The sequence below is a fragment of the Streptomyces sp. NPDC060031 genome, from assembly GCF_042736805.1.
Lineage (GTDB): Bacteria > Actinomycetota > Actinomycetes > Streptomycetales > Streptomycetaceae > Streptomyces.
In genome coordinates this window covers 1-22902 of the sequence record NZ_JBHWVM010000104.1, presented here as the reverse complement: position 1 = coordinate 22902, position 22902 = coordinate 1, and the positions used below count along the sequence as shown (strand labels likewise).

Sequence of the window (22902 nt, the reverse complement as noted above, 5' to 3'; positions counted from 1 at the left end):
GCGCTGCGATCGCAGCCCCGCCCGGCGTTTTTGCTTTCGCGCCGCGCGTCTCAACGGCTAGCGGCGCCGCATGTCCGCGACCCGAGCCCGCTCCCCGGCCTGCTGCTCCAGCATCGCCGCAGGCGACCCGGCGGCGCGCAGCTGGGCCGACGGCCCGCCACGCCGTTGCACCGGCAGCGGTGACTCCCGGCGCGGCCGCCGCCCGACCATCCCCTCGCCACCGCCGGAGGCCGCCGCGCCGGCCACGGTGATCTGCACGCCCTGGTCGGCCAGCGCCTGGAGCTCCGTCGCCGCCCGGTCGTCGTGCGCGGGCGGCTCGTCGGTCACCAGACGGGTGATGACGTCGGTCGGCACGGTCTGGAACATCGTGTCCGTCCCGAGCTTCGTGTGGTCGGCCAGCACCACCACCTCCGCCGCCGCCTGCACCAGCGCCCGGTCCACGCTCGCGGAGAGCATGTTGGACGTGGACAGCCCGCGCTCGGCGGTCAGTCCACTGCCCGACAGGAAGGCACGGGAGACCCGCAGCCCTTGCAGGGACTGCTCGGCACCGCTGCCCACGAGGGCGTAGTTGGACCCGCGCAGGGTGCCGCCGGTCATCACCACTTCCACCCGGTTGGCATGGGCCAGCGCCTGGGCGACGAGCAGCGAGTTGGTGACGACGGTCAGGCCGGGCACCCGGGCGAGCCGGCGGGCCAGCTCCTGGGTCGTGGTGCCCGCGCCGACGACGACGGCCTCGCCTTCTTCGACGAGGCCGGCCGCGACATCGGCAATGGCGGTCTTCTCCGCCGTCGCGAGATGGGACTTTTGCGGAAAGCCGGACTCCCGCGTGAAACCGCCCGGCAATACCGCACCGCCGTGTCGGCGGTCGAGGAGTCCTTCGGCCTCCAGCGCCCGCACGTCCCGCCGTACGGTCACTTCGGAGGTCTGGACGACGCGGGCGAGCTCCCGGAGCGATACCGCTCCGTTGGCCCGCACCATTTCGAGGATCAATTGGCGACGTTCTGCAGCGAACACGAAACTGACAGTAACCCCAACGACCGTCTGCTTTCAGCTCTTTGCGCCGGAATACCGAAGTTGTCCATAAGGTGAGGCGACTAGTGGTATACGCGGTCGGGCAGTCGCGTGAACTTCACACCACGAGCCGCCACCCCCTCCCAAAGCCCTTGGGGGACACGGCGGTTGGCCGGGCTCAGGCTTCCCCGGCGGCCTTCCGCGTGTGCAGCTGGCGCGCCACCTCGGCGATCGATCCCGACAGCGAGGGGTACACGGTGAACGCGTTTGCGATCTGCTCGACCGTCAGGTTGTTGTCGACGGCGATCGAGATCGGGTGAATCAGCTCGCTCGCGCGCGGCGAAACGACCACGCCGCCCACCACGATCCCGGTGCCCGGACGGCAGAACATCTTCACGAAGCCGTCCCGGATGCCCTGCATCTTGGCGCGGGGGTTGCGCAGCAGCGGGAGCTTGACCACCCGGGCGTCGATCTTGCCGGAGTCGACGTCGGCCTGCGTGTAGCCGACGGTGGCGATCTCCGGGTCGGTGAAGACGTTGGAGGACACCGTCTTGAGGTTCAGCGGGGCCACCGCGTCGCCCAGGAAGTGGTACATCGCGATACGGCCCTGCATGGCGGCCACGGAGGCGAGGGCGAAGATGCCCGTCACGTCACCGGCGGCGTACACGCCCGGGGACGAGGTCCGCGACACCTTGTCGGTCCAGATGTGCCCGGAGTCCTTGAGCCGGACCCCGGACTCCTCCAGGTTCATGTTCTTGGTGTTCGGGATCGCGCCGACGGCCATCAGGCAGTGCGTACCGGAGATGACCCGCCCGTCGGAGAGGGTGACCTCGACCCGGTCTCCGACGCGCTTGGCGGACTCGGCGCGCGAGCGCCCGATGACGTTCATGCCGCGGCGGCGGAAGACGTCCTCCAGCACGGCGGCCGCGTCCGGGTCCTCGCCGGGCAGCACGCGGTCGCGGGAGGAGACCAGGGTCACCCGGGACCCCAGCGCCTGGTACGCGCCGGCGAACTCGGCGCCGGTCACACCGGAGCCGACCACGATGAGTTCCTCGGGGAGCTCCTCCAGGTCGTAGACCTGGGTCCAGTTCAGGATGCGCTCGCCGTCGGGCATCGCGTCCGGGATCTCGCGGGGGTGCCCGCCGGTCGCGATCAGCACCGCGTCGGCGGTCAGGATCTGCTCGGAGCCGTCGGCGGCCGTGACGATGACGTCGCGCGTGCCGTCGATGCCCTGCGGCCCGCCGAGCTTGCCGCGGCCCCGTACGACGCGGGCGCCGGCCCGGGTGACGGAGGCGGTGATGTCGTGGGACTGGGCGAGCGCGAGGCGCTTGACGCGCCGGTTCACCTTGCCGAGGTCCACGCCGACGACGCGCGCGGCCTGCTCGATGTGCGGGGTGTCGTCCGCGACGACGATGCCGAGCTCTTCGTAGGACGAATCGAAGGTGGTCATCACCTCGGCGGTCGCGATAAGAGTCTTGGAGGGCACGCAGTCGGTCAGGACCGACGCCCCTCCGAGGCCGTCGCAGTCGACGACCGTCACCTCCGCGCCGAGCTGGGCCCCCACGAGGGCCGCCTCATACCCGCCGGGTCCGCCGCCGATGATCACGATCCGGGTCACGAAAAGTCCGCCTCACGTCTACCCGGCCGGCTGCCGCCCCGGCCGGTGTTCCGGGGGGTCTCCCCGGGGGATGCATTCCGTGCCCCATTGTCCCGCACGCATCAAGGTGCTTCGCGCCCGGTCCCGCCATCCGGGCACGCGGACACCGGCGCCCCTCCCGTACCCTCGACCTCATGTCGCTCTACGCCGCGTACGCCGGCAACCTCGACCCGCGGCTGATGACGCGCCGCGCTCCGCATTCGCCGCTGCGCGGCACGGGCTGGATCAACGACTGGCGGCTGACCTTCGGCGGCGAGCAGATGGGCTGGGAAGGCGCACTCGCCACGATCGTCGAAGCCCCCCGCCACCAGGTGTTCGTCGCCCTGTACGACATCGCCCCGCTGGACGAGGACTCCATGGACCGCTGGGAGGGCGTCGGGCTGGACATCTACCGGCGCATGCGGATCCGGGTGCACACCCTGGACGGCGAGGAGGCCGCCTGGGTGTACGTCCTGAACGGCTACGAGGGCGGCCTGCCGTCGGCGCGCTACCTGGGCGAGCTCGCCGACGCGGCCGAGTCCGCGGGCGCGCCGCACGACTACGTGATGGAACTCCGCAAGCGTCCTTGCTGACGGCCGTACGGGCCGGGGGCTGCGCGGGGCACCGCGGGCTCCGCCCGGACCCGCGCCTCGAACGCCGGCGGGGCTGTATTGCCCGTCGGGGGACGATTCGGCGGAAACGACAAGGCAACGATCCGAACACCGTGAGCTGTGCCATCTACGCGCGTAGGGATTGAGCGGTTACGCTCGTCCGCGTGAACGCATCTGTTACCGACCCCTTCGCCGCCGCCGACGCCGCCGCCGCCCGCCTGCGCGAGCTGACCGGCGCCGAGACCCACGATGTCGCCCTCGTGATGGGCTCCGGCTGGGCCCCCGCCGCAGAGGCGCTCGGCGCGCCCGAGGCCGAGTTCCCGGTCACCGAGCTGCCCGGCTTCCCGCCCCCGGCCGTAGAGGGCCACGGCGGCAAGATCCGCTCGTACAAGATCGGCGACAAGCGCGCGCTGCTCTTCCTCGGCCGGACCCACTACTACGAGGGCCGCGGCGTCGCCGCCGTCGCCCACGGTGTCCGTACCGCGGTCGCCGCCGGCTGCAAGACCATCGTCCTGACCAACGGCTGCGGCGGCCTGCGCGAGGGCATGAAGCCCGGCCAGCCCGTCCTGATCAGCGACCACCTGAACCTGACGGCCGCCTCCCCGATCGTCGGCGCGAACTTCGTGGACCTGACCGACCTGTACTCGCCGAAGCTGCGCGCGATGTGCAAGGAGATCGACCCGTCCCTCGAAGAGGGCGTCTACGTGCAGTTCCCCGGCCCGCACTACGAGACCCCGGCCGAGATCAACATGATCCGCGTCATGGGCGCCGACCTGGTCGGCATGTCCACCGTGCTGGAGGCCATCGCCGCCCGCGAGGCCGGCGCCGAGGTGCTCGGCATCTCCCTGGTCACCAACCTGGCGGCGGGCCTGTCCGGCGAGCCGCTGAACCACGAAGAGGTGCTCCAGGCCGGCCGTGACTCGGCCGCGCGCATGGGCACGCTGCTGACCCAGGTCCTCGCCCGCATCTGATCGACGTACGAGAGCCCGAGAGCCCGAGAGCTAAGGCGGAAGTAGTGCAGGAACAGGCACAGGACGATCTGATCACCCGGGCCCAGGCCTGGCTGGCCGAGGACCCTGACCCGGAGACGGCGGACGAGCTCGGCAAGCTGCTCTCGGCCGGCGACACGGCCGAGCTCGCGGACCGGTTCTCCGGGATGCTCCAGTTCGGCACCGCCGGACTGCGCGGCGAGCTCGGCGCGGGCCCGATGCGGATGAACCGCGCCGTGGTCATCCGGGCCGCGGCGGGTCTGGCGGCCTACCTGAAGGCCCAGGGTCACGCCGGCGGCCTGGTCGTCGTCGGCTACGACGCGCGCTACAAGTCGGCGGACTTCGCGCGCGACACCGCCGCCGTGATGACCGGTGCCGGCCTGCGCGCGGCCCTCCTGCCCCGCCCGCTGCCGACGCCCGTCCTCGCCTACGCCATACGGCACCTGGGTGCCGTCGCCGGCGTCGAGGTGACCGCGAGCCACAACCCGCCCCGGGACAACGGCTACAAGGTGTACCTCGGCGACGGCTCGCAGATCGTGTCCCCGGCGGACGCCGAGATCGCGGCGCAGATCGACGCGATCGGCGCCCTGACGGACGTGCCCCGCCCGACGGACGGCTGGCTGCAGCTCGACGAGGAGGTCCTGGAGGCCTACCTGACGCGTACGGACGCCGTCCTGACCCCCGGTTCACCCCGGGGCGTACGGACCGTCTACACGGCCATGCACGGCGTCGGCAAGGACGTCGTCATGGCGGCCTTCGCCCGCGCCGGCTTCCCGGAGCCGGTGCTCGTCACCGAGCAGGCCGAGCCGGACCCGGCCTTCCCGACGGTGGCCTTCCCCAACCCGGAGGAGCCGGGCGCGATGGACCTGTCCTTCGCGAAGGCGGCGGAGGTCGGCCCGGACATCGTGATCGCGAACGACCCGGACGCGGACCGCTGCGCGGTAGCCGTCCCGGACGGCTCGGCGGCCTCGGGCTGGCGGATGCTGCGCGGCGACGAGGTCGGCGCGCTGCTGGCGGCGCACCTGGTGCACAAGGGCGCGCAGGGCGTCTTCGCGGAGTCCATCGTCTCCTCCTCCCTCCTCGGGCGGATCGCGGAGGCGGCGGGCGTGGGCTACGAGGAGACCCTGACGGGCTTCAAGTGGATCTCCCGCGTCGAGGGCCTGCGCTACGGCTACGAGGAGGCGCTCGGCTACTGCGTGGACCCCGAGGGCGTCCGCGACAAGGACGGCATCACCGCCGCGCTGCTGGTGGCGGAGCTGGCCTCGGAGCTGAAGGAGCAGGGCCGCACCCTGACCGACCTGCTGGACGACCTGGCGATGGCCCACGGGCTGCACGCCACCGACCAGCTGTCGGTCCGCGTATCGGACCTGTCGGTCATCGCCTCGGCGATGGCGGCGCTGCGCGCGCAGCCGCCGGCGTCCCTGGCGGGGCTGCGGGTGGTCTCGGCGGAGGACCTGGCGGTCGGCTCGGCGGCTCTCCCGCCGACGGACGGCCTGCGCTACTACCTCGACGGGGACTACAAGGCCCGGGTCATCGTGCGTCCGTCGGGCACGGAGCCGAAGCTGAAGTGCTACCTGGAGGTGGTGGTCCCGGTGGCGGAAGCCCCGGCCCTCGCCCCGGCCCGCACCCGCGGCCAGGAAATCCTGGACGCGATCAAGAAGGACCTCGCGTCCGCGGCGGGCATCTAGCCCCTCCCCGCGCCGGCCCGGCCCCCTGAGCCCAGCTCGGGGGGCCGTCGCCGTCCTGGGGCTCCGCCCCGGACCCCGCGCCTCACACGTCGGCGGGGCTGCACTGTGGCTGATGCCGCCTTGTTGGCGGGCCGCTGGACCGGCCGGGGCTGCAATCGCCGCGCGAGCGGCCATTTCAGCCCGTGGGCGTCCCCCCGGACGGAGTCTGGGGAGTTTGAGGCGCGGGCTCCCGGGGCGCGGGCTCCCGGGGCGCAGCCCCCGGGGGGCGGGTCAGGACGGCTGCGGTGAAGGGCGGACCACGTCGCCCAGGGTCGGGACCGACTCCGGGCGGGAGCGGACCGCCTCCGTGCACTCCCAGGCCCGCGGCGGATCGGCGTCCGGGCCGCCCAGGACCACCGGCCCCGGCCCCGCCGACACCGCGTCACTGTCCGACAGCGTGCACACGATCTGCGACAGGGCCACCGGCGGCAGGTCCTCCGGCTTGCGACTGAGCCGCACCGCCCCCGCCGGGTCACCGGCCCGCGGGGCCGCCGCCGTCAGCCCGTCGGGGACGCCGGTCGTGAAGCCCGCGTCCCGCTCCTCGGTCGACGGCGGCGTCTGCAGTGCCTCCAGCAGGGCCTGGGTCACCAGGGCCACGGGGTCGCGCAGGGCCCGCTTCTCCGGGATCGGAACCACCCGTTCCACCCCCACCAGCTGCGATCCGCAGACCAGTGCCACCGTGGCCCGGAACCCCTGCACCCCGCTCTGCCCGCCCGCCGGCTGCGCCGGGGTGTCGCACGACACCCGCGACGGCGCCGCGCCCACGTCCACCGGCACGGTGGTGGCGCGGATCCCGCAGCCGGACAGCAGTACGAGACTCAACGACACGCCGACGGCCACGCGTCTACGCCTCTTCACCCGCGATCACCTTCCCCACGTCCACCGGCAGCCGCAGCGTGAACAGCGCCCCGCCCCCGTCCGCGTTGGCCGCGCTGATGTCGCCGCCGTGGATGTGCGCGTTCTCCATGGCGATGGACAGGCCCAGCCCGCTCCCGTCGGACTTCGGGCGTGACGCGCTCGCCTTGTAGAAGCGGTCGAAGACGTGCGGCAGGACGGCCTCGGGGATGCCGGGTCCGTTGTCCTTGACCGCGATCACCAGCCACTCCCCCTCCACCCGCACGAAGACCCGTACCGGCGATCCGCCGTGCTTGAGCGCGTTGCCGATCAGGTTGGCCAGGATGACGTCCAGCCGCCGCGGGTCGAGCCGCGCCACGATCCCGCGCTCGGCGTCGAGTTCGACGGCGTCGAGCCAGGCCCGTGCGTCGATGCAGGCGGTGACCTGGTCGGCCACGTCGACGTCGTCCAGCACCAGCCGGGCCGTGCCCGCGTCGAAGCGGGTGACCTCCATCAGGTTCTCCACCAGGTCGTTGAGGCGCCGCGTCTCGCTGACGACCAGCGCCACCGCCGGTGCGATCATCGGATCGAGATCGTCGACCTCCTCCTCCAGCACCTCGGCCACCGCCGTCAACGCCGTCAGCGGCGTGCGCAGTTCGTGGGACATGTCCGCGACGAACCGCCGGCTGGACTCCTCCCGCGCGCTCATGTCGGCGACCTTCTTCTCCAGCGCCTCCGCCGTCTTGTTGAAGGTGTGCGCCAGATCCGCCAGTTCGTCGGTCCCGGACACGTCGAGCCGGTGGTCCAGCTCGCCCTCGCCGAGCCGCCGGGCGGCGTCCCCCAGCCGCTGCACGGGCTTGAGCACGGTACGGGCCGCGGCCTGCGCCAGCAGCGCGGACGCGAGCAGCGCCAGGACGGTCGCGATGGTCAGCGACCAGCCCAGGGCGTTGAGGTCGTCCCGTTCCGTGGCCAGCGACTTGTACATGTAGCCGGTCGGCCCGCCGCCCACGATGCGGGTACCGCCGACCAGGTACGGGTTCCCGTGCGGCTTCGTCCGCTGCCAGTACATGTGGTACTGGGCGTCGTTGACGGCCGTCGTCTTCTGCTGGTCGTTCACCGCGTGCTGCAGGGACTTCGGTACGTCGTCCAGCCCGAAGGCGTCGGGACCGGCCGCGCCGAACACCTTGCGCTTGTCCTTGCGCTCCTGCACCAGCAGCACGCTGTACCCGGGGCTGCTGCCCGCCATCAGCTCGGCGGTGCGCTGCATCTCCTCCGGGGTCGGGTCCGCGGGCAGCGCGGCGGCCCGGTTCTGCATCTCCTGCCGGAAGTCGCCGAGTGCGGCGTCCTGGGTCCGGGTCAGCACCGCTTCCCGGTTGAGCCAGTACGCGATGCCGGAGGCGGAGACCGCGGCCGTCAGCGCGACCAGCGCGAACACCACGACGAGCCGCAGCCGCAGGCTGGTCCAGCGCCGGCCCGCGAACAGGGCTCTGATCACTGCGGGGAGTCCAGCCGGTAGCCGACGCCGCGGACGGTACGGATCAGGGTCGGCGAAGACGGCACTTCCTCGACCTTGGCGCGCAGCCGCTGCACGCACGCGTCGACGAGGCGGGAGTCGCCGAGGTAGTCGTGTTCCCACACCAGCCGCAGCAGTTGCTGGCGCGAGAGCGCCTGGCCGGGCCGCCTGCTGAGCTCCAGCAGCAGGCGCAGCTCGGTCGGGGTGAGCTGGAGGTCCTCGCCGTTCTTGGTCACCGTCATGGCCGCCCGGTCGATGACCAGGGAGCCGAAGACGGCCGAATCGCTCGCCTCGCGCTCGCCGCGGCGCAGCACGGCCCGGATCCGGGCGTCGAGCACCCGGCCCTGGACGGGCTTGACCACGTAGTCGTCCGCGCCCGACTCCAGGCCGACGACGACATCGATGTCGTCGCTCCGCGCGGTGAGCAGGATGATCGGCAGCTGGTCGGTGCGGCGGATGCGCCGGCACACCTCGAAACCGTCGATCCCGGGCAGCATGACGTCGAGCACGATCAGGTCCGGCCGCTGCTCGCGCAGCAGTTTCAGGCCGTCCTCACCCGTCGCCGCGGTGGCCACACGGTGGCCCTGGCGTGACAGGGAGAGTTCGAGGGCCGTGCGGATGGCGTCGTCGTCCTCGATCAGCAACAGGAAAGGCACGGGCTCATTCTGTCCCATCGGCCGTTGGGAGTTCGACCGTCGCGCGGGGCGGATCGTGCCACGGCTCGCTGTGACAGGCCTGTGACAGTCGAAGGACACCCCGGTTATGTCGGGCGGGCAGTCTTTTGTCATCGAGACAACGGACCGAAGCAGACTCCACGACGGGGGGCGCGAGATGAACACGCTGCACAGCACCACCACCAGCGCGGTTGTCACGCGGCTGCACGATGTGAACCGCCGGGCGGGTGTCCGTACGGTGACGGCCGCCCGTCCGCGGCCGGCGCACGTGGTGGCCATCGACGCGAACACCTACCAGTCCACCCAGTCCACCACCGTCCCCGCGCAGCGCCGTCCGGCGCCGTCGGCCGCCTCGGAGGCGGAGTTCACGGCGTACGTGCAGGAGCGGCGGGCCGCGCTGTACGCGACGGCCTTCCACCTGACCGGGGACCGCTACGCGGCCGAGGACCTGCTGCAGAGCGCGCTGTTCTCGACGTACCGGGCGTGGGACCGGATCAGCGACAAGGCGGCGGTGGGCGGGTACCTGCGCCGCACGATGACGAACCTGCACATCAGTGCGTGGCGTCGGCGGAAGCTGAACGAGTACCCGACGGAGGAACTGCCGGAGACGGCCTCGGACACGGACGCGATGCGGGGCACGGAGCTGCGCGCGGTGCTGTGGCAGGCGCTGTCCCGCATCCCGGAGCCGCAGCGGACGATGCTGGTCCTGCGGTACTACGAGGGCCGTACGGATCCGGAGATCGCGGAGATCCTGGACATCAGCGTCGGCACGGTGAAGTCGAGCATCTGGCGGACGCTGCGGCGGCTGCGGGAGGACGAGGCGCTGAGCTTCGGCCGTGACGAGGCGGCGTCCTTCGAGGAACTGGTCGCGTAAGCGGCACCACGAGCCATGGGGCCAGGGGGCCCGTCCTACGGGGGTGGGGCGGGGGCCGCGGGGGGAAAGGGCGGGATCAGGCGGCCGGGGGGTCCGCATGATCCCGCCCTTTCGCATGCGCGGCTTGGCCGGGGTTACCCATCGCCGCCGCCCCGCTACGCCGGGGCCGTGGCCGTGCGGTGGCGGCCGGCCGCGGCGGCGGCCAGGCGGCCGAGGGCTTCGTCGCGACCACAGGGGTGCGCGCCCAGGGCGGCGTGGCGGGCCACGATGCCGCGTTCGGCGCGCATCAGCCGCCAGCCCCTGCGCAGCAGGAAGAGGACCGACTTGCGGCCCTCCCGCAGGTCCCGCGCGAGCCGGCGCCGGAAGGTGGTCGAGGGGCGGCCGCGCAGGCAGATCGCGTCGGCCAGCAGCCCGAGCTCCTGGCAGCGGGCCGCTATGTCGGCCGCGAAGATGCCCTCGGCGATGAACAGCGGGGTCCGGGAGATGTCCAACACCTCGGCGCCCGTACGGGAGCTGGTGGCGATGTCGTAGACGGGGACCTCGGTGCGGCCCGCCGCGCACAGCTCCGCGACGGCGGCCACCGCGGCGTCCGCGTCCCACGACAGCGGGGAGTCCCAGTCGATGTCGGAGCTGCCCCCGACCAGCGGGAGGGTCGGGTCGGTCCCCTCCTTGTAGAAGTCGTCCAGGCGCAGCACGGGGAGACCGGACCGCGCTGCCAGTGAGGACTTGCCGGATCCCGAGGGGCCGGTCAGCAGGGCGACACGCGTCGGCAGAGGAGAGCTCACGGGACACCAGTGTGCGGCATGACCCGGCGTATCAACACACCGCCGACACCGCCTGCGAGAACCCTCACACCGCCCCCGCGGGCCGCCGGTTGGAAACCGGGAACCCAGCGCCGCTACGCTGTGTGCGCACGCGACTACGACCACAGGCGGGAACCCATGGCACGTCACGCAGCTCCCACCCCACCGAAGCGGCTCCGGACCGCGGGGCTGACCCTCTCCATGGCCGGCGCGGCCCTGGCGATGGCGGCCGGCGGCGCCCAGGCGGGCGAGCTCTCGGTACCGGCGGCCCTGGCCGGGGTAGCCGACCCGATCGCCAACCTCAAGGTGAATCCGCTGGCCAACACCGGCGTGGACCCGTTGGACAACGGCATCGCCACCAAGATCGCGGACTTCCCCGCGGTCGGCACCGGCATGGTCACCGGCACCCTGACGCGGGGGCCCTCGATCGGCGAGCTGCCCACCGCCGCCGTGTCCTCGCTGCTCGGGCCGGTCCTGCCCGAGAAGTAGCCGGAAAGCGGGTACGAGAAAGGCCCGGCAGTGCGGGGGACGCTGCCGGGCCCGTTCTCGGAGGGGGCCGGTCCTAGTAGGACGAGCCGCCCGCGCCCAGCGAACCCGTGGGGTGCCAGACGGTCTTGGTCTCCAGGAACGCCGTCATGCGCGACGTGCCCGGGTCCGCGTTCCAGTCGTCCACAGGCTGTGGACGCAGAACGCGCTTGAGGTTGTCCGCCGCCGCGATCTCCAGCTCCTTGGCCAGCGCGACGTCCGCGCCCGCCAGGTCGATCGCGTTGACGTCCTGGTGGGACGCCAGGTGCGGGCCCATCTCGGCGGCCTTGCCGGACAGGATGTTGACGACGCCGCCCGGCAGGTCGGAGGTGGCGAGCACCTCGCCGAGGGAGAGGGCGGGGAGCGGGGACTTCTCCGAGGCGATCACGACCACCGTGTTGCCGGTCGCGATGACCGGGGCGACCACCGAGATCAGGCCCAGGAAGGACGAGTCCTGCGGGGCGACCACGGTGACGACGCCGGTGGGCTCCGGGGTGGAGAGGTTGAAGAACGGGCCCGCGACCGGGTTGGCCCCGCCGACGATCTGGCCGATCTTGTCGGTCCAGCCCGCGTACCAGACCCAGCGGTCGATGGCCGCGTCCACGACCGCGCCGGCCTTGGACTTGGACAGGCCCTCGGCCTCGCCGATCTCGCGGACGAACTGCTCCCTGCGGCCCTCCAGCATCTCGGCGATGCGGTAGAGGATCTGCCCGCGGTTGTACGCGGTCGCGCCCGACCAGCCGCCGAAGGCCTTGCGGGCCGCGACGACCGCGTCACGCGCGTCCTTGCGGGAGGACAGCGGCGCGTTGGCCAGCCACTTGCCCTTGGAGTCCGTCACCTCGTACACCCGGCCGCTCTCGGAGCGGGGGAACTTGCCCCCGACGTACAGCTTGTAGGTCTTGAAGACGCTCAGTCGCTGCTCGAACTTCTCAGACATCGAGGTAGCCCTCCAGGCCGTGGCGGCCGCCCTCGCGGCCGAAGCCCGACTCCTTGTAGCCGCCGAAGGGCGAGGTCGGGTCGAACTTGTTGAACGTGTTGGCCCACACCACACCCGCGCGGAGCTGGTTCGCGACCGCCAGGATGCGGCTGCCCTTCTCCGTCCAGATGCCGGCGGACAGGCCGTACTGGCTGTTGTTGGCCTTGGCGACGGCCTCGTCCGGCGTACGGAAGGTCAGCACGGACAGCACCGGGCCGAAGATCTCGTCGCGGGCGACGGTGTGCGCCTGGGTGACGTTCGTGAAGAGCGTCGGGGCGAACCAGTAGCCGGCGGACGGCAGCTCGCACGCCGGGGACCAGCGCTCGGCGCCCTCGGCCTCACCGGTCTCCGCGAGCGCGGTGATCCGGGCGAGCTGCTCGGCGGAGTTGATCGCGCCGATGTCGGTGTTCTTGTCGAGCGGGTCGCCCAGGCGCAGCGTGGAGAGGCGGCGCTTGAGGGAGTCGAGGAGCTCGTCGTGGATCGACTCCTGGACCAGCAGGCGCGAGCCCGCGCAGCAGACCTGGCCCTGGTTGAAGAAGATCCCGGTGACGATGCCCTCGACGGCCTGGTCGATGGGGGCGTCGTCGAAGACGATGTTGGCGCCCTTGCCGCCCAGCTCCAGGGTGACCTTCTTGTCGGTGCCGGCGACGTGGCGGGCGATCTTCTTGCCCACGGCCGTCGAACCGGTGAAGGCGACCTTGTTGACGTCCGGGTGCTCGACGAGGGCCGCGCCCGCGTCGCCGTAGCCGGTGAGGATGTTGACGACGCCCTTGGGCAGGCCCGCCTGGCGGCAGATGTCCGCGAAGAACAGCGCCGAGAGGGGGGTCGTCTCCGCCGGCTTCAGCACGACCGTGTTGCCGGTGGCGAGCGCCGGGGCGATCTTCCAGGCCAGCATCAGGAGCGGGAAGTTCCAGGGGATGACCTGGCCGGCCACGCCCAGCGGGCGCGGGTTCGGGCCGTAGCCGGCGTGGTCGAGCTTGTCGGCCCAGCCCGCGTAGTAGAAGAAGTGCGCGGCGACCAGCGGGAGGTCCGCGTCGCGGGTCTCCTTGATCGGCTTGCCGTTGTCCAGGGTCTCCAGGACGGCCAGCTCGCGGCTGCGCTCCTGGATGATCCGGGCGATGCGGAAGAGGTACTTGGCGCGCTCGGAGCCCGGCAGCGCGGACCACTTCTCGAAGGCCTTGCGGGCGGCCTTCACGGCGCGGTCGACGTCGGCGGCGCCGGCCTGGGCGACCTCGGCCAGCACTTCCTCGCTGCTCGGCGAGACGGTCTTGAAGACCCTGCCGTCGGCGGCGTCGGTGAATTCACCGTCGATGAAGAGCCCGTAGGAGGGGGCGATGTCGACGACCGAGCGGGACTCGGGAGCCGGTGCGTACTCGAAGAGGGATGCCATGGTGATCAGTCCACCGTCACGTAGTCGGGACCGGAGTAACGGCCGGTGCTCAGCTTCTGGCGCTGCATCAGCAGGTCGTTGAGCAAGCTGGAGGCGCCGAAGCGGAACCAGTGGTTGCTCAGCCAGTCCTCGCCCGCGGTCTCGTTGACCAGGACCAGGAACTTGATGGCGTCCTTGGTGGTCCGGATGCCGCCGGCCGGCTTCACGCCGATCTGGATTCCAGTCTGCTCCTTGAAGTCGCGGACGGCTTCGAGCATGAGCAGGGTGTTGGCGGGGGTGGCGTTCACGCCCACCTTGCCGGTGGAGGTCTTGATGAAGTCGGCGCCCGCGAGCATGCCGATCCAGGAGGCCCGGCGGATGTTGTCGTACGTGGACAGCTCGCCGGTCTCGAAGATCACCTTGAGCCGGGCGGCGCTGCCGTCGGGGCGTACGCACGCCTCCTTGACGGCCTTGATCAGCTCGTACGTGTCCAGGTAGCGGCCGGCGAGGAAGGCGCCACGGTCGATGACCATGTCGATCTCGTCGGCGCCGGCGGCCACGGCGTCGGCCGTGTCGGCGAGCTTGACGGGCAGGGCGGCGCGGCCGGCGGGGAACGCCGTCGCGACGGAGGCCACTTTCACGTCGGCGCCGTTCAGGGCGGCCTTCGCGGTGGCCACCATGTCCGGGTACACGCAGACGGCGGCCGTCATGGGCGTGGTGCGGTCGGTGGGATCGGGATGGACGGCCTTGGCGGAGAGCGCCCGGACCTTGCCCGGGGTGTCCGCGCCTTCCAGCGTCGTCAGGTCGATCATCGAGATGGCCAGGTCGATGGCGTACGCCTTGGCCGTCGTCTTGATCGAACGGGTGCCGAGGGAGGCCGCGCGGGCCTCCAGGCCGACAGCGTCGACGCCGGGCAGCCCGTGCAGGAAGCGGCGCAGCGCACTGTCGGACGTCGTCACGTCAGCGAATGCGGTGAGGGTGGTGGGCATGGTCACCACATGAGCATATCTACGCGCGTAGCTGCCTGTCACCCCCCACCCCGCACATATGGGCGTGACGGCCGTCATGTGTGGCGCGGGGGCGTACGGCACAATCGGCCACATGACTACGCCCTCCCCCGACGAGCCGGTCTACGAAGACCGGGTCTACCGCTCCCCCATGGCCGTCGTCACCGGGGTGCTGCTGATCGCGCTCACCCTGTGGCTCTGCGGGGACGCGGTGGTGCGCGGTTCCGGGAACACGCCGTGGGTGGCGCTCGCCGTGGCGCTGTGCGCGGTTCCGCTGATCGTGGCCTTCACGATCCGGCCCGCCGTGTTCGCCAATGACGACCGGCTGCGCGTACGGAACCCCTTCCGCGTCATCGAGCTGCCCTGGGGCTCCGTCGATGCCGTGCGGGCCGGGTACTCCGCCGAGGTGCGGGCCGAGGGGACGAAGTACCAGCTCTGGTCCGTGCCCGTATCGCTGCGGGAGCGCAAGAAGGCGAACCGGCCGCAGTCCAGCCGGGGCGGCGGCCTCATGGGGCGGGGTGGCGGCGTCATGGGGCGGGGCATCGCGGCGCCCCGGCCGCAGGCCGGGGCCGATGCCGAGGCCGGGCCGCGGCGGGCCGGCGCCGACCAGATCATCGACGAGCTGCGGGGCCTGCGGGAGCGCGGCGCCGGGCGGCCCGGGGCCCAGGGCGACGTCCTGGTCCGATGGTCCTACGAGATCATCGCCCCCGCCCTCGTCGGCGCACTGCTCGCGATTGTGCTGCTCGCCACGGGCTGACCGCCGCACAACGCGGAACCGCGGATACCGGACGCTGCGTCTTCGCAGGTGTGCAGCGTCAAGAGGCCGGCCACAGCGCCGTCATCCCCCTCCGGCACCGGACCCTCTCCGGGGTCCTGCTGGCCGCCCATCTCCTCCTCGTCGGGTGGCTGACCCTGCGACCACTGGACGTGCCCTGGACCCCGGCCGCCAACCTGACCCCGCTGGAGGGGATCAGGGCGGCCCTCGCGGCCGGGCCGCTGGAGGCCGTACGGCAGATCGGCGAAGGGGTGGCGCTGCTCGCCCCGCTCGGGGTGCTGCTCCCCCTGATCAGCGGCCGGGTCGAGCTGTCGCCGCTGGCCGCCTGGTCCTCGCTGGCCCGCACGGCCGCCGCGGGCGCGCTGGTCTCGGTGGGCATCGGGATGCTCCAGACCGCGGTCCCGGGCCGGGTGGTCGACATCGATTCGCTGCTGCTCAACACCGCCGGCGTGGTGCTGGCCCACGTGGCCGTCGTACCGGCGCTGCGCGCGCGAAAGCGGCGCTCACAGGTTCTTTCTCAGGGGGCGACCCCGAGAATTACCAGGGTCGGACTCGGCCCGTGGACCGACGTTCTGTCGGCGGTCCAGCGGGAGTATTGAGGCATCGCGAAGAAAGCGATACCGACGAAGGAGTAACCATGAGCGCCCTTGTTCGCCCCCGTGACGGACGATGGATCGGCGGAGTCTGCGCCGGACTGGCGCGGCGTTTCGGAATGCCGACCGGCCTGATGCGGACCATATTCATCGTCTCGTGCCTGCTGCCCGGCCCGCAGTTCCTGATCTACATCGCGCTGTGGGTACTGCTGCCGAACGAGAAGTCCGCCTCGACCGCCTGGTGATTGCGGCTATCCGGCCTTCCGGACCTTTTCGAGCTGCTTGTCCGCCACCTCGTGCGGAACCCGCGGCTGCTGCTGCGCGGCCGCCACGTTGAGGGCCATGAGCCGCACGATGGTGCCGCCCTGGCGTACGACGACCAGGTGCACCGGGGCCGCGACGCCGGAGCCGGCGGCGGTCGTGGTCCAGCTGACGCTCTCGTCTCCGCCCGTCTTGTAGTCGACGGCCTTCACGTCGCGGTAGCTGCCCGTCTGCTTCTCGACCGTGGCGGAGAAGCCCGTACCGCAGGCGGCGACCGCGTCCTTCAGCCGGGCGATCAGCGACTTGGCGTCGGACTCGGCGTAGGAGCTGACGGAGGCGGAGACGGCGAGGCCGGCCTGCTTGCGGGAACCGACGCCCCGGTTGACGGTCTCGCGCGCGACCGGGTCCGGCTTGTCGCCCATGATGTCGGCCAGCGGCTGGCAGGCCTTGCGGTCGGCCTGGGGCTGGCCGTCCGGGGCGTTCGGGTTCTTGCCCTGGGCGGAGACCTGGTAGCCGGGGAGGTCGCCCTGTTCCAGGGCGGACCGCTCCAGCCCGCTGCCGCCCGCCCTGGGTGCGGCCGAACCGCCCGGGCCGCCCGCGGCCCCCGGACCGGTCGGCGCGCCGGAGGGGCCGGGCGCGCCCGCCGAGCCCTTGGGGTCCGGGGACTTGTCGGCCGCGGGGGTGCTCGTACTGCTGCAACCCACGGCCGCGAGAAGCAGGGCGGGGAGCAGGGCGGCGGCAGCGGCCGCCCGGACCGTGACTCGTGGCTTCATGCGCATCACCGATGACCTCATACCCCGTGCGTGGGCGGGCGGTTGGGGTGATCGTGGCACACGGCGCGACGTGGCGCACACCTGCTCGAAGAGGTGTGCGCCACGCGTGCGCGCGTGCGGATCTCGTACGAATTCCGTGCGAGTGGCGGGGCGTGGGTCAGGCGCCGAGGCCGCTCGTCGGAAGGCCGCCGAGCAGACCGGTCACCGCGCCGAGGGCCTGGCCCGGGTCGCTCGCCTCCTGGCCCTGCGGGCTCACCTGCTGCTGGCTGGTGAGGCCCTGGACCGCGGTGGTGGCGGTGCCCAGCGCGTCGGTGAGGCCGACGGCGGGGACGGCAGCCGAGGCGGAACCGGCGGCGACGGCGGCGAAGGCGGCACCGAGAGCGGCGACACCGAGGGTCTTGGCAGCTGACTGCTTCATGAAAACGTGTCCTTGCGACGGGGAATTGAGCGGCTCCGCAAACTAGTCACGTGAAACCCCCGCCCGCAAACATACGTAAATACGAGAAGGCGCCCGGGAATTGCTCCTCCCGGACGCCTTCAGTACGTCATGCCGTGGCCTACGCCGAAACAGAACCGCTGGTGGAGGCGGTCTGACGGAACAGCCACTCCGACTTCAGCTCCGCATATCCCGGCTTGATGACCTCGTTGATCATGGCCAGCCGTTCATCGAAAGGAATGAACGCGGACTTCATCGCATTGACGGTGAACCACTGCATGTCGTCCAGCGAGTAGCCGAAGGCGTCGACCAGGTGCTCGAACTCGCGGCTCATGCTGGTGCCGCTCATCAGCCGGTTGTCGGTGTTGACGGTGAGCCTGAAGTGCAGCTTGCGCAGCAGACCGATCGGGTGCTCGGCGTACGAGGCGGCCGCGCCGGTCTGCAGGTTCGAGGTGGGGCACATCTCCAGCGGGATGCGCTTGTCCCGTACGTACGCTGCCAGGCGCCCCAGGGTCACCGAGCCGTCGGCGGCGACCTCGACATCGTCGATGATCTTCACGCCGTGGCCGAGGCGGTCGGCGCCGCACCACTGCAGGGCCTGCCAGATCGACGGCAGGCCGAAGGCCTCGCCCGCGTGGATGGTGAAGTGGTTGTTCTCGCGCTTGAGGTACTCGAACGCGTCGAGGTGGCGGGTGGGAGGGAACCCGGCCTCGGCGCCGGCGATGTCGAAGCCGACCACGCCGTTGTCGCGGTAGCGGTTCGCCAGCTCGGCGATCTCCAGCGCGCGGGCGGCGTGGCGCATCGCGGTCAGCAGGGCGCCGACGCGGATGCGGTGGCCGTTGGCCTTCGCGCGGCGCTCGCCCTCGCGGAAGCCGTCGTTGACCGCCTCGACGACCTCTTCGAGGGTCAGGCCGGCTTCCAGGTGCTGCTCGGGCGCGTAGCGGATCTCGGCGTACACGACGCCGTCCTCGGCCAGGTCCTCGGCGCACTCGGCGGCGACCCGGGTGATGGCCGCCTTCGTCTGCATGACGGCGCAGGTGTGCGCGAACGTCTCCAGGTAGCGCTCGAGGGAGCCGGAGTCGGCGGCTTCCCGGAACCAGATGCCGAGCTTGTCGGCGTCGGTCTCGGGGAGGTGGTCGTAGCCGACCTCGCGGGCCAGCTCGATGATCGTCCCGGGGCGCAGACCACCGTCGAGGTGGTCGTGCAGGAGCACCTTCGGGGAGCGGCGGATCTGATCCGGCGTGGGCAGGTTGGGGGTCTCGCTCGTCATCTGGGCACTCTAGCTCCTACGCGCGTAGAGCGACGCGTTGACGGCCGGTCGATACACAACATTGACTTCCGGGGCGGTCAGCTTGGCCGGACTGTGGTGTAGACGCCCGCCGGTCTGAGACTGTTTCGTCATGGCACAGCATGCGCCGCCGGCGCGCGGGGCCCGTCTGGGGCGGGCGGTCGGCGCGAACGGCTCGGGCTCGACGGTCGGCACGGTCAGCACGGTCAGCGGGGTGGTGCTCCTGCTTCCCGGAGCGTCCAGATGGTCCCCCGGTCCGGTACGGCCGCTCGCGCGGGCACTGGCCCGGGCGGGCGCGGCGGACGGGCTGGTCGCGCACGCGGTCCTGCACTGCGGGGCCTCCCGCGCCGAAGGTGCGGGGTGGGCGGCGGACGAGGTGGTGCGCCGGTACGGGGACGTGCCGGTGTGCCTGGCCGGCTACGACGCGGGCGGCCGGGCGGCGCTCGCGGCGGCGGGGCACGATGCCGTCAACTCCGTGCTGGCGCTGGCCCCTTGTCTCGCGGAGCCGTCCGTCGGCGGGTCGCCGGAACCGGTGAAGCAGCTCTTAGGGCGCCGGGTGCTGATCGTGCACGGCACCAACGACGCGCACAGCGACCCGGAGCTGTCCTTCCGGTTCGCGACCCGAGCGAAAAAGGCCAATCGCGAGACGTGCCGGTTTGAAGTGCACTCCGATGGGCACCGCCTGCGCGAGCACCAGGCGGAGGTCGTCGCGCTGTCGGTGGACTTCGTCCTCGGCTCGATGTTCTCGGGCCGCTACTCCCGCCCCGTGACCGACGCACTGGCGGCTCCGCCGCCGCTGGGCCTGCGCATGCCGCTGGCCTCGGGATTCGGCCGCTCGCTGCGCACCGCGCCGGGCCGCTAGGGCGTCTCTGACCACCGCCGACCGTCCGCGTTACCCGGAGTTCGGCCCCCGTTCGCACGGGAGCGGGGACCCGGGGTGTCCAGCAGTTGGTCACGCGGCGGGGACTTCCCATGCCAAATGCGCGACAACCGGTCTACCGAAGGTAACTCAAACGATTCCGAGCCGTGAACTGGAGTGAATTACTGGCCAGTAGGTGATCACAATGGGCCAGGGTGCACCGGGGGGGTGCCTTGTTTCAGAGGGAGTCGAAGTGCATCAGGCCGTGTTCAGATTGCTCGGACCACTGGAGGTGCAGGTAGGCGGGGAAGCACTGCGGATCGGAGGAGCACGCCAGCGCACCGTCCTGACCATGCTGCTGCTCGCATCCTGCCGGGTCGTCTCGGTGGACGCCCTGATCGAAGCCGTCTGGCCGAACGGCGCACCGACGACCGCCCGCAACCAGATCGCCATCTGTGTCGCCGGACTGCGCAAGGTCTTCAAGGACACGGTCGGGGTGAACGAGCTGATCCTGACCTCGCACCCCGGATACATCCTCAACCCGCTGGAACACCGCATCGACGCGGTCGACTTCCAGGACCGCGTGGGCCAGGCCCGCGAACTCGCCCGCGGCGGCCAGGCGGCCGAGGCCTGCGAGGTGTTCTCCGAGGCACTGTCGCTGTGGCGCGGCCGGGCCATGGACGGGGTCACCGGGCACCACGTCGAGCAGGAGGCCGTCCGGCTGGAGGAACTGCGCCTCGACGTCCACGAGGAGTACGCCGGCCTGCAGCTCCAGCTGGGCCGCCACCACACCCTCATCCCGGCGCTGACCGCGCTCGTGGCGGAACACCCGCTGCGCGAACAGGCCCGCGCCCACCTGATCCTGGCGAACTACCGCGCGGGCCGCCGCGCCGACGCCCTGAACGTCTTCCGCGAGGGCCGCCGCCTGCTGGTCGACGAGCTGGGCATCGAGCCCGGACCGGCCCTGCAGGGCCTGCACGACCTGGTCCTCCAGGACTCGCCGGAGCTCTCGCAGCCCGCGACCCAGCTCGCCCAGCCGATGGCGGCGAACGTGCCGGCCCAACTGCCCGGGGACTCCGCCTCCTTCACCGGCCGGATCAAGGAACTCAGCTCCATGGACCGGATGCTCGACGAGCGCCTGGGCCAGTCGCCGCTGACCATCGCCGCGATCAGCGGGATAGGAGGCGTCGGCAAGACCGCCCTCGCGGTGCGCTGGGCGAACAACGTCGCGGCCCGCTTCCCCGACGGCCAGCTCTTCACCGACCTGCGCGGGTACGACGAGAAGGACGATCCCGTCCCGCCCGCCACCACCCTCGACCGCTTCCTGCGCGCCCTCGGGGTGCCCGCCCAGCAGATCCCCGCCGACCCCGGCGACCGCGCCGCGCTCTACCGCAGCGTGCTCGGCGGCAAGCGCGTCCTGATCGTCCTGGACAACGCCCGCTCCTTCCAGCAGATCCGCCCGCTGCTGCCCGGCAACGGCCGCTGCTGCGTGCTGATCACCGGCCGCGACGTCATGGGCGAGATGATCGGCGATTACGCCGTCCTGCAGATCGGGCTCCAGTCCATGGACCCCGAGGAGGCCGCCGCGCTGCTCGGCGAAGTGGCCGGCGACCACCGGATCGGCGCCGACCCGGCCTCCACCGCGCGCCTCGGCGAACTGTGCGACCGGCTGCCGCTCGCCCTGCGCATCGCGGGCGCCCGGCTCGCGGCCAAGCCGCACTGGTCGGTACGCAGCCTCGTGAGCCGGCTGGAGAACCAGCGCCGCAGACTGGACGAACTGAGCCCCGGCGAGGGCGGCGTACGGGCCGGCTTCCGGCTCAGCTACCGCGATCTGTCGGCCGCCGCACGCCAGCTCTACCGGCGGGTCGGCCTGCTCAACGTGCCCGACTTCGCCGCCTGGGTGGGCGCCGCGCTGATCGACGCCGACCAGATGGACGCGGAGAACCTCCTGGAGCAGCTGGTCGACGCCCAGCTGCTGGAGGTGGCCACCGCCTCCGGGCCGGTCACCCGCTACCGGTTCCAGGACCTGCTGCGGCTCTTCGCCTGGGAGATGGCCCAGGCCGAGGAGACCCAGGAGGAGCGCGGGGCCGCGCTGGAGCGGGCGTACGGCGGCTGGCTGGCGCTGGCCGACGCCGCCCGGCTGCTGACGTACGGCGGTGATGCCGCCATCAGCTACGGCCAGGTGGAGCGGATGGCCTTAGACCCGGAGCTGATGGAGGAACTGCTCGCGGACCCGATGGAGTGGTTCGAGTCCGAGCGCAGCGCCCTCACCGACGTGATCGAGCAGGCCGCCGGCTCGGAGCGCTCCGCCTACGCGTGGGCCCTGACCCAGAACAGCACCCCGCTCTTCGAGGTCCGCAACTACTGGGAGGACTGGCGCTCCTGCGCCGAGCATTCGCTGCGCGCCGCGGAACTGGCCGGCGACCGGCTCGGCGAGGCCGCCATGCTCCGCTCGTTGGGCACGCTGGCGATCTACCGGCGCGACTACCGCGAGGCCTGGGGCTGGCTGACCCGGGCGGCGCCGCTGTGGGACCAGCTCGGCGAGGTGCACGGCAAGGCCCTGGCCCTGCGCAGCCTGGCGCTGTGCGCGCGGTTCTTCGGCGACCTGGAGGGCGCGGCGCGCGATGCCCGGGAGTCCCTGGAGTGCTTCCGGGAGGCGGGTGACGGAGCCGGCGAGTCGCACGTGATGGGCCTGCTGGCCCAGGTGGAGATGGAGCGGGGCAACCTCGCCGTCGGCATCGCCCTGTGCACCGAGGCCATCGCCAAGAGCCGGGAGGCCGGCAGCGTACGGGGCGAGAACCAGAACACGTACCGGCTGGCCGAGGCGCTGCTGCGGCTCGGCGACCTCACGAAGGCCGAGCAGACCTGCGCGACGGTGCTGCGGCTCACCCGCGAGGGCGGGGACCGGCTCGGCGAGGCGTACGCGCTGCGCGGGATCGGCGAGGCGCGCTGGCGTCAGGGCCGGTCAGCGGACGCCGAGGCGGTGCTGGCGGAGGCGCTGGTGGCCGCGCGGGAGGTGCAGGACCGGTTCCTCCAGGCGCGGATATCGCTCGACCTGGCCTGCGCGCTGGCGCTGCGCGGGGAGGCGCGGGCGCGGGAGCCGCTCGGTCTGGCGCTGGAGGCGTTCACGGAGCTGGGCGCGGCCGAGTGGCAGCGGCGGGCCGAGGAGATGGCGCGGGCCGTGGACCTCGCGGACCCGCCGGGGCTGACCCCGCAGGGGCTGGCCGCGCTGCTGGAGGGCTGACCGGCCTGCGGGCGCGCCGTACACGGGGCGAGGGGCCACGAGGCGAGGGGCCCCGGGGCGGCCCCGCGGGGGGCCCCGGGCCCAGGGGCCAACCGGGCGGTGGTAAGCAGCAGGGGGGAGCAAA

At 72.1% G+C, this 22902-nt stretch carries 22 protein-coding genes; 10 read left to right on the top strand and 12 right to left on the bottom strand.

Annotation, left to right across the window (positions count from 1 at the left end; genetic code table 11):
* Positions 1-57 precede the first annotated feature (57 nt).
* Positions 58-1014, bottom strand: a complete 957-nt coding sequence (locus ACFWB8_RS31975) for a DeoR/GlpR family DNA-binding transcription regulator (protein WP_385235010.1) — start codon at positions 1012-1014, stop codon at positions 58-60.
* 175 nt (positions 1015-1189) lie between these two features.
* Positions 1190-2629, bottom strand: coding sequence for an NAD(P)H-quinone dehydrogenase (locus ACFWB8_RS31970; RefSeq protein ID WP_385235007.1), 1440 nt, complete (start codon positions 2627-2629; stop codon positions 1190-1192).
* A gap of 173 nt (positions 2630-2802) precedes the next feature.
* Here ACFWB8_RS31970 and ACFWB8_RS31965 point away from each other — a divergent pair, with 173 nt between their 5' ends.
* From ACFWB8_RS31965 to ACFWB8_RS31955, 3 genes are all read left to right on the top strand, one after another.
* Entirely contained in the window at positions 2803-3240 is a 438-nt protein-coding gene (locus ACFWB8_RS31965) for a gamma-glutamylcyclotransferase (RefSeq protein ID WP_385235004.1), read from the top strand.
* Positions 3241-3422: 182 nt separating this feature from the next.
* On the top strand, positions 3423-4229 hold the full coding sequence (locus ACFWB8_RS31960; RefSeq protein WP_385235001.1) for a purine-nucleoside phosphorylase: 807 nt from the start codon (positions 3423-3425) through the stop codon (positions 4227-4229).
* 44 nt (positions 4230-4273) lie between these two features.
* Entirely contained in the window at positions 4274-5935 is a 1662-nt protein-coding gene (locus ACFWB8_RS31955) for a phospho-sugar mutase (RefSeq protein ID WP_385234998.1), read from the top strand.
* Positions 5936-6205: 270 nt separating this feature from the next.
* Here the strand turns inward: ACFWB8_RS31955 and ACFWB8_RS31950 are convergent, their stop codons facing one another.
* The 3 genes from ACFWB8_RS31950 to afsQ1 are packed head-to-tail and all read right to left on the bottom strand — an operon-like array spanning position 6206 to position 8977.
* Complete coding sequence (locus ACFWB8_RS31950) at positions 6206-6832, bottom strand: hypothetical protein (protein ID WP_385234995.1); 627 nt, start codon at positions 6830-6832, stop codon at positions 6206-6208.
* Positions 6819-8303, bottom strand: a complete 1485-nt coding sequence (locus ACFWB8_RS31945) for an ATP-binding protein (RefSeq protein ID WP_385234992.1) — start codon at positions 8301-8303, stop codon at positions 6819-6821. The genes ACFWB8_RS31950 and ACFWB8_RS31945 overlap by 14 nt, the downstream gene beginning before the upstream one ends.
* Positions 8300-8977, bottom strand: coding sequence for a two-component system response regulator AfsQ1 (gene afsQ1 / locus ACFWB8_RS31940; RefSeq protein ID WP_180291024.1), 678 nt, complete (start codon positions 8975-8977; stop codon positions 8300-8302). Before afsQ1 ends, ACFWB8_RS31945 begins: the two co-directional genes overlap by 4 nt.
* Before the next feature lie 175 nt (positions 8978-9152).
* On the opposite strand from afsQ1, the gene ACFWB8_RS31935 reads away from it, so the two are divergent.
* The gene (locus ACFWB8_RS31935; RefSeq protein WP_385234988.1) at positions 9153-9869 is read left to right on the top strand and encodes a SigE family RNA polymerase sigma factor; all 717 of its coding nucleotides are present in this window, start codon (positions 9153-9155) and stop codon (positions 9867-9869) included.
* A 155-nt stretch (positions 9870-10024) separates the two neighbouring features.
* On the opposite strand, the gene ACFWB8_RS31930 is transcribed toward ACFWB8_RS31935, so the two are convergent.
* Positions 10025-10654, bottom strand: coding sequence for a hypothetical protein (locus tag ACFWB8_RS31930; RefSeq protein WP_385234985.1), 630 nt, complete (start codon positions 10652-10654; stop codon positions 10025-10027).
* A 156-nt stretch (positions 10655-10810) separates the two neighbouring features.
* On the opposite strand from ACFWB8_RS31930, the gene ACFWB8_RS31925 reads away from it, so the two are divergent.
* Positions 10811-11161, top strand: a complete 351-nt coding sequence (locus tag ACFWB8_RS31925; RefSeq protein ID WP_385234982.1) for a hypothetical protein — start codon at positions 10811-10813, stop codon at positions 11159-11161.
* Between the two features lie 73 nt (positions 11162-11234).
* On the opposite strand, the gene ACFWB8_RS31920 is transcribed toward ACFWB8_RS31925, so the two are convergent.
* Genes ACFWB8_RS31920 through deoC form a run of 3 tightly spaced genes read right to left on the bottom strand, consistent with a single transcriptional unit; the run spans position 11235 to position 14531 of the window.
* The gene (locus tag ACFWB8_RS31920) at positions 11235-12134 is read right to left on the bottom strand and encodes an aldehyde dehydrogenase family protein (protein WP_385234979.1); all 900 of its coding nucleotides are present in this window, start codon (positions 12132-12134) and stop codon (positions 11235-11237) included.
* Positions 12127-13563, bottom strand: a complete 1437-nt coding sequence (locus ACFWB8_RS31915) for an aldehyde dehydrogenase family protein (protein ID WP_385234976.1) — start codon at positions 13561-13563, stop codon at positions 12127-12129. Before ACFWB8_RS31915 ends, ACFWB8_RS31920 begins: the two co-directional genes overlap by 8 nt.
* Before the next feature lie 5 nt (positions 13564-13568).
* The gene (gene deoC / locus ACFWB8_RS31910) at positions 13569-14531 is read right to left on the bottom strand and encodes a deoxyribose-phosphate aldolase (protein WP_385235013.1); all 963 of its coding nucleotides are present in this window, start codon (positions 14529-14531) and stop codon (positions 13569-13571) included.
* A gap of 112 nt (positions 14532-14643) precedes the next feature.
* On the opposite strand from deoC, the gene ACFWB8_RS31905 reads away from it, so the two are divergent.
* The 3 genes from ACFWB8_RS31905 to ACFWB8_RS31895 are packed head-to-tail and all read left to right on the top strand — an operon-like array spanning position 14644 to position 16162.
* The gene (locus ACFWB8_RS31905; RefSeq protein WP_385234973.1) at positions 14644-15306 is read left to right on the top strand and encodes a PH domain-containing protein; all 663 of its coding nucleotides are present in this window, start codon (positions 14644-14646) and stop codon (positions 15304-15306) included.
* A gap of 50 nt (positions 15307-15356) precedes the next feature.
* On the top strand, positions 15357-15923 hold the full coding sequence (locus tag ACFWB8_RS31900; RefSeq protein ID WP_385234970.1) for a VanZ family protein: 567 nt from the start codon (positions 15357-15359) through the stop codon (positions 15921-15923).
* Positions 15924-15961: 38 nt separating this feature from the next.
* Positions 15962-16162 carry a PspC domain-containing protein gene (locus ACFWB8_RS31895; RefSeq protein ID WP_385234967.1) on the top strand — a complete coding sequence of 67 codons (201 nt, stop codon included), beginning with the start codon at positions 15962-15964 and terminating at the stop codon, positions 16160-16162.
* A 6-nt stretch (positions 16163-16168) separates the two neighbouring features.
* Here the strand turns inward: ACFWB8_RS31895 and ACFWB8_RS31890 are convergent, their stop codons facing one another.
* The 3 genes from ACFWB8_RS31890 to ACFWB8_RS31880 all read right to left on the bottom strand — a co-directional run bounded on the left by ACFWB8_RS31890 (position 16169) and on the right by ACFWB8_RS31880 (position 18657).
* Entirely contained in the window at positions 16169-16951 is a 783-nt protein-coding gene (locus ACFWB8_RS31890; protein WP_385234964.1) for a hypothetical protein, read from the bottom strand.
* 157 nt (positions 16952-17108) lie between these two features.
* Positions 17109-17369: a hypothetical protein gene (locus tag ACFWB8_RS31885; protein WP_385234961.1), complete on the bottom strand. Its 261-nt coding sequence runs from the start codon at positions 17367-17369 to the stop codon at positions 17109-17111.
* A gap of 139 nt (positions 17370-17508) precedes the next feature.
* A complete protein-coding gene (locus ACFWB8_RS31880; RefSeq protein WP_385234958.1) occupies positions 17509-18657 on the bottom strand; it encodes an adenosine deaminase in 1149 nt (382 codons plus the stop codon).
* A gap of 130 nt (positions 18658-18787) precedes the next feature.
* On the opposite strand from ACFWB8_RS31880, the gene ACFWB8_RS31875 reads away from it, so the two are divergent.
* Together ACFWB8_RS31875 and ACFWB8_RS31870 are read left to right on the top strand one after the other, a co-directional pair.
* Positions 18788-19537, top strand: coding sequence for an alpha/beta hydrolase (locus tag ACFWB8_RS31875; RefSeq protein WP_385234955.1), 750 nt, complete (start codon positions 18788-18790; stop codon positions 19535-19537).
* A gap of 202 nt (positions 19538-19739) precedes the next feature.
* Positions 19740-22778 carry a BTAD domain-containing putative transcriptional regulator gene (locus tag ACFWB8_RS31870; RefSeq protein ID WP_385234952.1) on the top strand — a complete coding sequence of 1013 codons (3039 nt, stop codon included), beginning with the start codon at positions 19740-19742 and terminating at the stop codon, positions 22776-22778.
* Positions 22779-22902: the final 124 nt, after the last annotated feature.

Bases quoted from the DNA above. Each gene is read 5' to 3' on its own strand.
- ACFWB8_RS31965 (WP_385235004.1), top strand. From the start codon at position 2,803: ATGTCGCTCTACGCCGCGTACGCCGGCAACCTCGACCCGCGGCTGATG.
- ACFWB8_RS31935 (WP_385234988.1), top strand. From the start codon at position 9,153: ATGAACACGCTGCACAGCACCACCACCAGCGCGGTTGTCACGCGGCTG.
- ACFWB8_RS31925 (WP_385234982.1), top strand. From the start codon at position 10,811: ATGGCACGTCACGCAGCTCCCACCCCACCGAAGCGGCTCCGGACCGCG.
- ACFWB8_RS31920 (WP_385234979.1), bottom strand. From the start codon at position 12,134: ATGTCTGAGAAGTTCGAGCAGCGACTGAGCGTCTTCAAGACCTACAAG.
- ACFWB8_RS31915 (WP_385234976.1), bottom strand. From the start codon at position 13,563: ATGGCATCCCTCTTCGAGTACGCACCGGCTCCCGAGTCCCGCTCGGTC.
- deoC (WP_385235013.1), bottom strand. From the start codon at position 14,531: ATGCCCACCACCCTCACCGCATTCGCTGACGTGACGACGTCCGACAGT.
- ACFWB8_RS31905 (WP_385234973.1), top strand. From the start codon at position 14,644: ATGACTACGCCCTCCCCCGACGAGCCGGTCTACGAAGACCGGGTCTAC.
- ACFWB8_RS31895 (WP_385234967.1), top strand. From the start codon at position 15,962: ATGAGCGCCCTTGTTCGCCCCCGTGACGGACGATGGATCGGCGGAGTC.
- ACFWB8_RS31890 (WP_385234964.1), bottom strand. From the start codon at position 16,951: ATGAAGCCACGAGTCACGGTCCGGGCGGCCGCTGCCGCCGCCCTGCTC.
- ACFWB8_RS31885 (WP_385234961.1), bottom strand. From the start codon at position 17,369: ATGAAGCAGTCAGCTGCCAAGACCCTCGGTGTCGCCGCTCTCGGTGCC.
- ACFWB8_RS31880 (WP_385234958.1), bottom strand. From the start codon at position 18,657: ATGACGAGCGAGACCCCCAACCTGCCCACGCCGGATCAGATCCGCCGC.
- ACFWB8_RS31875 (WP_385234955.1), top strand. From the start codon at position 18,788: ATGGCACAGCATGCGCCGCCGGCGCGCGGGGCCCGTCTGGGGCGGGCG.
- ACFWB8_RS31870 (WP_385234952.1), top strand. From the start codon at position 19,740: ATGGGCCAGGGTGCACCGGGGGGGTGCCTTGTTTCAGAGGGAGTCGAA.